This is a genomic window from Candidatus Magnetobacterium casense, from assembly GCF_019173545.1.
Lineage (GTDB): Bacteria > Nitrospirota > Thermodesulfovibrionia > Thermodesulfovibrionales > Magnetobacteriaceae > Magnetobacterium > Magnetobacterium cryptolimnobacter.
In genome coordinates this window covers 1-1340 of the sequence record NZ_JABXWD010000677.1, presented here as the reverse complement: position 1 = coordinate 1340, position 1340 = coordinate 1, and the positions used below count along the sequence as shown (strand labels likewise).

Below are 1340 nucleotides of genomic sequence, written 5' to 3'. Positions count from 1 at the left end.
AGCAACTCTCTGACCTCAAGTTCGACCAGGTCTAAGAGTTCGGGGTCGTCCACCATATCGACCTTGTTCATAAATACCACTATATATGGCACCCCAACCTGTCTGGCCAACAGGATGTGTTCCCTCGTCTGAGGCATCGGGCCATCGGCTGCACTGACCACCAGGATGGCGCCATCCATCTGGGCCGCTCCGGTTATCATGTTTTTGACATAGTCGGCGTGTCCGGGGCAATCGACGTGTGCGTAGTGTCGCTTGCTTGTTTCGTACTCCACGTGTGCCGTGGCTATTGTAATACCCCTGGCTTTTTCTTCAGGGGCGTTATCTATCTGGTCGTATGCCGTAAACTTGGCTTGGCCCTTGATTGCGAGCACCTTGGTTATTGCCGCCGTCAGAGTTGTCTTGCCATGGTCCACGTGACCAATCGTGCCTATGTTCACGTGCGGTTTTGTTCTTTCAAACTTGGCCTTTGCCATCTAAAAAAAACCTCCTTTGTATTAATAAGGATCACTTACCTTACAGTAGCTGGGGGTGGAGCCCATGACCGGAATTGAACCGGTGACCTCATCCTTACCAAGGATGTGCTCTGCCGACTGAGCTACATGGGCACTGTCCATCTCTTGCTCTCTGTCCTTACCTGTCAAAACTCGTCCGGGTCAGAACTCACCCGGTGTTAGAACCCACCCGGGACTGTGTACTAAGCGGGAAACGGGATTCGAACCCGCGACCCTCAGCTTGGAAGGCTGACGCTCTACCACTGAGCTACTCCCGCGCCACACCGGCCAGAGCCGCACCGGATACACCGTTTTGCCGGGGCACACCGTTCTGTTGGGGTACCCAGCTCTACGCCCCGAAATTAAGTGGAGAGGGGAGGATTCGAACCTCCGTAGGCTGAGCCAACGGGTTTACAGCCCGTCCCCTTTGGCCACTCGGGTACCTCTCCTGATAGTACAGCGCCATCATCAATGAACGTTGCCGTATCATCACATGAAAGTTAATTATATTATGGATCGTATGTGGTTGTCAACAGTTTTTTTTTGAGGTCTGAGATTTGTTCTTATAAACTCAAGAGGGGAGTGTTGGCCAAAGTTGCCATCTCCCACCTTTCATATATACTCTCTTAGTATCCTCTTTATCTTTCATGGTAACTATACTTTTACGCAGCTTTTTAAAGAGGATACGTCAATAAACTTGATGAATTTAGTGCGCTTTCCACGTCAGTTGTCATTGCTTCAGTGGATAGGTTATTATATGACACAGTAAAAATATAGATCGCAGGAGGCTGGACATGATCTTAAGTGTCAACGTAGACCACGTAGCGACATTGCGACAGGCCAGGGGGG

At 50.4% G+C, this 1340-nt stretch carries 1 protein-coding gene and 3 tRNA genes; all 4 read right to left on the bottom strand.

Features of this window, described 5'->3' with window-relative positions:
* Positions 1 to 473, bottom strand: a 473-nt coding sequence (locus HWQ67_RS18685) for a GTP-binding protein (RefSeq protein ID WP_218254203.1), incomplete at its 3' end; no start/stop codon positions are given.
* A 56-nt stretch (positions 474 to 529) separates the two neighbouring features.
* A tRNA-Thr gene (locus HWQ67_RS18680) sits at positions 530 to 605 on the bottom strand.
* 92 nt (positions 606 to 697) lie between these two features.
* Positions 698 to 769: transfer RNA gene (locus HWQ67_RS18675), tRNA-Gly, on the bottom strand.
* Between the two features lie 89 nt (positions 770 to 858).
* Positions 859 to 940: transfer RNA gene (locus HWQ67_RS18670), tRNA-Tyr, on the bottom strand.
* Between the last annotated feature and the right edge of the window lie 400 nt (positions 941 to 1340).